At 55.5% G+C, this 6,495-nt stretch carries 7 protein-coding genes and 1 pseudogene; 5 read left to right on the top strand and 3 right to left on the bottom strand.

Annotated features, from left to right (window positions below; all coding sequences use genetic code 11):
• A partial coding sequence (locus AB4Y34_RS40460; protein ID WP_368719170.1) for a hypothetical protein occupies window positions 1–187 on the top strand: 187 nt, incomplete at its 5' end.
• Here the strand turns inward: AB4Y34_RS40460 and AB4Y34_RS40455 are convergent.
• The 3 genes from AB4Y34_RS40455 to AB4Y34_RS40445 form a co-directional block, all read right to left on the bottom strand.
• The gene (locus tag AB4Y34_RS40455; RefSeq protein ID WP_176369876.1) at window positions 184–426 is read right to left on the bottom strand and encodes a zinc ribbon domain-containing protein; all 243 of its coding nucleotides are present in this window, start codon (window positions 424–426) and stop codon (window positions 184–186) included. The two genes, AB4Y34_RS40460 and AB4Y34_RS40455, sit on opposite strands and share 4 nt — an antisense overlap.
• 13 nt (window positions 427–439) lie before the next feature.
• A complete protein-coding gene (locus AB4Y34_RS40450; RefSeq protein WP_176369875.1) occupies window positions 440–1,081 on the bottom strand; it encodes an ankyrin repeat domain-containing protein in 642 nt (213 codons plus the stop codon).
• 92 nt (window positions 1,082–1,173) lie between these two features.
• On the bottom strand, window positions 1,174–1,782 hold the full coding sequence (locus AB4Y34_RS40445) for a hypothetical protein (protein WP_176369874.1): 609 nt from the start codon (window positions 1,780–1,782) through the stop codon (window positions 1,174–1,176).
• Window positions 1,783–2,226: 444 nt separating this feature from the next.
• Between AB4Y34_RS40445 and nifH the strand changes: the two genes are divergently transcribed.
• The 4 genes and pseudogenes from nifH to AB4Y34_RS40425 form a co-directional block, all read left to right on the top strand.
• On the top strand, window positions 2,227–3,108 hold the full coding sequence (gene nifH, locus AB4Y34_RS40440) for a nitrogenase iron protein (RefSeq protein ID WP_176369873.1): 882 nt from the start codon (window positions 2,227–2,229) through the stop codon (window positions 3,106–3,108).
• A gap of 78 nt (window positions 3,109–3,186) precedes the next feature.
• Complete coding sequence (gene nifD / locus AB4Y34_RS40435) at window positions 3,187–4,650, top strand: nitrogenase molybdenum-iron protein alpha chain (RefSeq protein ID WP_176369872.1); 1,464 nt, start codon at window positions 3,187–3,189, stop codon at window positions 4,648–4,650.
• 71 nt (window positions 4,651–4,721) lie between these two features.
• The gene (gene nifK, locus AB4Y34_RS40430) at window positions 4,722–6,281 is read left to right on the top strand and encodes a nitrogenase molybdenum-iron protein subunit beta (protein WP_368719169.1); all 1,560 of its coding nucleotides are present in this window, start codon (window positions 4,722–4,724) and stop codon (window positions 6,279–6,281) included.
• A gap of 133 nt (window positions 6,282–6,414) precedes the next feature.
• A pseudogene (locus AB4Y34_RS40425) lies at window positions 6,415–6,495 on the top strand (IS5/IS1182 family transposase); the annotation flags it as partial.

Below are 6,495 nucleotides of genomic sequence, written 5' to 3'. Positions count from 1 at the left end.
CAGGGGTTCCTGCATCTCATCCATTCCGCGCATCGCATCCGCTGCCAAAGATCATGAACACGATATCCATAACGCCCGTCCCTCAAACCCCGTCTACACGGGACCCAAATTCAACAGCCTGCTAGGTCGAACAGCGGAAAGAGAGAAGAAGGTAACATCGGCCATGTTGTCGCTGCGCCTTTATTAACTCTCACGCAACAGTTTGCTGCGATCCGCCGTCGAGTAGTTGCTGAAATGTCCCTCATGCGCCGCTTGACGGCGCGCCGCAGCGATGATTGCCCTGCTGCGCGCTGGGGCGGACGGCGCACTGACCTGCTTCTCCAGTTCGGTGCTCTGACAGCGGGGGCAGGCCACGGGCGAGTCCGTGCGCACGAGAGTTTCGAAACGCAACCTGCAGTTGCGACATACATAGTCGTAGAGCGGCATGACGAGGGGCAGGTCAGCGGGAAACATTATCGGAGAAGACGCCGCGCGCGCTCCCCGGGCCATAATAAGGCGATTCGCCGGCTGAGACCAATTTGGGGCCCCTGCGTTCGTGTACCGCGTGCAGTAACTGGAGTCCCAAATCGGCAGCCATGTCGAGCGCGTCCCGGCCGTCTGGCGCAACGAGACTGTCATTCGCGCCGAGTGACAGCAACAGCCACATAACTTCAAATCGGCCGGTGGCGGCCGCCTGCATCAGGCACGTCATATCGTCCGCGTTTAAGTGATCAAGAGCGAGTCCTGCACCGACCAACCGAAGGATCGGTCCTGGTGCGCCGCCCAAACATGCATACCACAGCGCATGGTTTCCTTCGTCGTCGAGGGCGTCGATGCGTGCGCCTGATTCGAGTAGCGCAGCGACAATGTAGTCTTCGCTGTGCAGCGCCGCCAGCATTAAGGGCGTAATGCCGTCAATGCTGCGCGATTGAGTGTCCGGAAAGTCGTGAGCATCGAGCCATTTCATAACCGCCACGCACGGAGGTGCATGAAGATCTGCGTCGGCGTTCACGATATCCGTGCGCCTGTGGCTCGGGTTTTCGAGTAGGGGTGTCTCGAGTGACGCGGTTTGACGTGTTGCGGTCTTGGTGCGCATTGACATGCTTTCACTCCGGTGGAGGTGATTGGAACCGCCGTCACATTCTGAAACGCGAGGCAGCAATTACATGCGGGCGACCTGCCGTGACGCGGTGGTCAGACGGGCCTGTTTTCATTTTGATCGCGAATCGGTCCCATCCGTTTGAGGCCTTCCGCGTAACTTATCGTGTCAAAGGAAAAGCTAAATTGCATCGCCGCATCGACGATAGCGTCGAGCTTTCCGGCAGTGTCTTTCCTCTTGAGTTCGCCCTTCTCCAGGTAAAGGAGTTCGAGCATCTCGTTGTAGACTGTCGATTCGAGTATCGGCAGAACATAAAACGTCGCTTCTTTGTACGGCACCTGAAAGCGACTGGACAGATCGATGTTGTCACAGAACAGGAAGTACTTGCCATGGTTCGACAGGGCCTCGCCGAGTACTTCTCCGACGTTAGTCAAGTGTTCAAAACTCAATAACCAACCTGCGAAGAATTGGACGTGTGGGTCGCCAGCATTCGCGACAGCCATCACCTGCTCGCAAGAGAGCTCGGGCGGACGGGCCTCGTCGGCGAGGTGAGGACCAAATCGTAGCGCCAGCTCGCCGCGAAAGCCGATCCTGTCAGCCTCATTCGTGCGGCCCTTAAAGACGGGGTTGAGGAGGCGCCCCTCGCGATCGAGGCGGGCAAATGGTGTCCCACTAAGTGCAGGAGAGCTTAGCGTATCAGACATTATGTAATCCTAATTGGTGAAATAGCTTGGCATAGTGAATCTGGTGCTGGATCGTGCCTTTTCAGCGGGCAGCCAGAAACTCGCAACATCCGTACCAATGCTGCATGCTGGCCAATACTGCGGTAAGCCGGCTCAAGCGGGCAGCGACTCTGTATGTGGATGTCATTTGGGGCAAAGCGGCGTGCGGTTTGTCAGGAACACGACGTCGAAATTGTCGGTGGCCGGAATTTGAGAGTTTGCGGATGGCCTCGCTGAGCAAGCATTTGGTCGATTCAGGGGCTTGTGGCATGGACGTTGCAGGGACGGAGGGCGCGGACACACTCCGGCCGATGCGTGACTCTAGAAGAAGACCATACAGACACAGCAGGCTGAGGACTTGGTCGCGGCTATTAAGTGCTGATTCGCACCTATGGTTTTACCTTCTAATCTCAATGGAGTACAACAATGTCTCAACTTCGACAAATTGCCTTCTATGGAAAGGGCGGCATCGGTAAGTCGACCACGTCGCAGAATACGCTTGCGGCACTTAGCGATCTTGGGCAAAAGATTCTGATCGTGGGGTGCGATCCCAAGGCCGACTCGACACGTCTTATCTTGCACGCGAAAGCTCAGGACACCATCCTCTCTCTCGCGGCCGAAGCCGGCTCGGTCGAAGACCTCGAACTCGATGACGTGATGAAAATAGGCTACAAGAACATCCGCTGTGTGGAGTCGGGCGGGCCTGAGCCGGGCGTCGGGTGCGCGGGTCGCGGTGTCATCACATCGATCAACTTCCTTGAGGAGAATGGCGCCTACGACGGAGTCGATTACGTGTCGTACGATGTACTCGGCGACGTCGTTTGCGGCGGCTTCGCAATGCCTATTCGCGAGAACAAGGCACAGGAAATTTACATCGTGATGTCGGGAGAAATGATGGCGATGTACGCCGCTAATAATATCTCGAAGGGAATTTTGAAATATGCGAACAGTGGGGGTGTACGTTTGGGTGGACTCATTTGCAACGAGCGTAAAACCGACAAGGAACTCGAATTGGCCGAATCGCTCGCAGCGATGCTAGGCACTAAATTGATTCACTTCGTTCCGCGCGACAACATTGTTCAGCACGCGGAACTTCGTCGGATGACCGTGATCGAGTATGCGCCGGACAGCGAGCAGGCTGGGCAATATCGCACGCTTGCGGAGAAAGTTCACCACAACGGCGGCAATGGCGTGATCCCGACCCCGATTACGATGGATGAGCTCGAAGACCTACTGATGGAAAAAGGAATTATGGTGCAAGTCGATGAGTCCCAAGTCGGCAAGACCGCCGCCGAGCTCACCGCCTGACGAGTGCTTGACGACGGTTGCCGTGCGACGCACGGCTGCCGTCTCCCGCGATGACAGTCTTCACTTATAGGATATTCAATGATCGCGACGGTTGAAGAACGCAAAGCTGCGAATAAGGCCCTGATCGACGAAGTGCTGCGAGCTTACCCTGAAAAAATGGCTAAACGGCGGGCTAAGCATTTGGGCTCCTTCGAACAGGGCAAGCCTGACTGTGGTGTGAAGTCAAACATCAAGTCTTTGCCGGGGGTGATGACAATTCGGGGCTGCGCATACGCGGGCTCGAAGGGCGTCGTCTGGGGGCCGATCAAGGACATGATTCACATCAGTCACGGACCTGTCGGATGCGGGCAGTACTCGTGGGGATCGCGCCGCAACTACTACGTCGGGACGACAGGAATCGATACGTTTGTCACAATGCAATTCACGTCCGACTTCCAAGAGAAGGACATTGTGTTCGGCGGTGACAAGAAACTCGATAAGATCGTTGACGAGATTCAGGAGTTGTTTCCGCTGAACAGGGGCATATCCGTACAAACCGAATGCCCGATCGGCCTCATTGGTGACGATATTGAGGCAGTATCTAAAAGGAAAAGCGCGCAGTACGGCGGGCACACGATCGTACCAGTGCGCTGTGAGGGCTTTCGAGGCGTATCGCAGTCACTCGGTCATCACCTCGCAAACGATGCGATTCGCGACTGCGTGTTCGATCGCGCCGATTCGGGACGGCAATCTGCGCTTGAGTCCACACCGTACGATGTCGCGATCATCGGCGACTACAACATTGGCGGTGATGCGTGGTCGAGCCGCATTTTGCTCGAGGAAATGGGCCTGCGGGTCATCGCGCAGTGGTCAGGCGATGGCACCCTCGCAGAACTTGAGAATACGCCGCGATCTAAGCTCAATCTACTTCACTGCTACCGTTCGATGAACTACATCAGCCGGCACATGGAGGAGAAGTATGGCACTCCATGGGTCGAATACAATTTTTTCGGCCCGACAATGATCGAAAAAAGCTTGCGCGAGATTGCGAGCCGATTCGACGACACCATTATGGCAAATGCCGAGAAGGTGATCGAAAAATACCGTTCGTTGATGGACGCCGTCATAGCCAAATATAAGCCGCGGCTTCAGGGGAAAAAAGTGATGCTGTTTGTAGGTGGCCTTCGCCCGCGCCACGTGATAGGCGCGTACGAGGATCTTGGGATGGAAGTTGTCGGTACCGGCTACGAATTTGCTCACAACGACGACTACCAGCGCACAGCGCATCACATAAAAGACGGCACTCTGATTTACGACGACGTGACTGGCTACGAATTCGAGAGGTTCGTCGAACATACGCGACCAGACCTCGTCGGCTCCGGCATCAAGGAAAAATACGTCTTTCAGAAGATGGGCGTCCCGTTCCGCCAGATGCACAGTTGGGATTATTCTGGCCCATATCATGGCTACGACGGCTTCGCAATCTTCGCGCGGGACATGGACATGGCGATCTCGAGTCCAGTCTGGAGCCTGTCGAAGGCACCGTGGAAAAAGGCGGCGTGAGCGCTGCGGGCTGGTAGCGGCATGGCCGTGCCGACTGCCGGTTGCATAGAACACCAATACAGGAGTGAATCATGCCCCAATCAAGCGACAAAATTCTCGATCACGAACTGCTATTTCGCGAGCCGGAGTATCAGGAGCTCCTTCGGAATAAGAAAGATAACTTCGAGTTCAGCCATTCCGACGAGGCGATAAATCAGGTCGCCGAATGGACAAAGACAGAAGATTATAAACTGAAGAACTTCGCCCGAGAGTCACTGACCATAAATCCAGCCAAGGCGTGTCAACCTCTTGGTGCCGTGTTCGTGGCGAACGGATTCCATAAGACATTGCCTTTCGTGCATGGCTCGCAGGGCTGCGTGGCCTATTACCGTTCGCATTTTTCGCGACATTTCAAGGAGCCAACGTCATGCGTCAGTTCGTCCATGACGGAGGACGCGGCCGTTTTCGGTGGTCTGAACAACATGATCGACGGTCTTGCGAATGCGTACAATCTCTACAAACCCGACATGATCGCCGTCTCCACGACCTGCATGGCGGAGGTGATTGGCGACGATCTCGACGCGTTCATCAAGAATAGCAAGCAGAAGGGCAGCGTGCCACAAGATTACGACGTGCCGTTCGCACATACGCCCGCTTTTGTCGGCAGCCACGTGACTGGCTACGACAATGCGCTCTTGGGCATCCTCAAGTACTTCTGGGACGGCAAGGCAGGCACTACAGCACCACTCTTGCGAGTGCCGGACGGGAGCGTAAACTTTATCGGAGGATTCGACGGCTTCGTGGTCGGAAACATGAAGGAGATTCGGCGTATCTTCGATTTATTTGGCGTAAGCGTGAATATTATTTGCGATCCATCGGGAACATGGAGCACCCCAACTGATGGCGAATTTCGGATGTACGAGGGCGGGACTACGAAAGAGGAAGTCGAGCGTGCGCTGAACGCCAAAGCAACGTTCGTCTTCCAGGAGTATTGCTGTGAGAAGACCAGCAAGTTCCTCGCCGATCATGGTCACGAAGTCGTGTCACTGAATGCGCCTGTCGGCGTTTCCGGTACAGATCATTTCCTCATGGAGATTTCGCGGGTGACGGGAAGACCAATTCCGGCTGAACTTGAAAAGGAGCGCGGTCAACTAGTTGATGCGATGGCAGACAGTCAGGCGAGTCTGCACGGCAAGCGCTATGCGCTCTACGGCGATCCAGATCAGATGCTCGGCTACACGAACTTCCTGCTCGAGTTGGGTGCGGAGCCAGTGCACGTGCTCTCGACGAACGGTAACGACGGGTGGGCGGAAAAGGTTCGGGCATTGCTGGACGCGTCGCCATACGGTGAAGGATGCAAGGTCTATCCAAAGCGCGATCTATGGCACTTGCGCTCGCTGCTATTTACGGAACCAGTGGATTTCCTGATCGGCAATACACACGGAAAGTACTTGGAGCGCGACACTGGTACGCCGCTCGTCCGACTCGTGTTTCCGATTTTCGACCGTCACCATTACCATCGCTATCCGACGTGGGGGTATGCGGGAGCATTACGCGTTCTGTTAGCGCTGCTGGATGAATTCTTCGAGACACTCGATGCAAAGACGATTGACATCTCGAAGACCGATTACAGCTATGACATCATCCGGTGAGAGGTGGAGCCATTCGGGGATGGGCTCAGTGTTGAGTGCTCAAAGGGGGCAGTTCAACCCTCCGGAAAGCATGGATATTGGGTCTCCCTAGAGCGTGTTAGGAACTTCGATTGAGACCTGGTATCCTGGCGGGATGAAAAGGACCGACCGCAAAGGGTATCCGACAGATGTGTCGGATGAGGAATGGAGTTTCGCGGCGCCGTATCTGACGCTG

The sequence above is a fragment of the Paraburkholderia sp. BR10954 genome (assembly GCF_040965775.1).
GTDB lineage: Bacteria > Pseudomonadota > Gammaproteobacteria > Burkholderiales > Burkholderiaceae > Paraburkholderia > Paraburkholderia youngii.
This window is presented reverse-complemented; position numbering and strand designations above follow the sequence as displayed.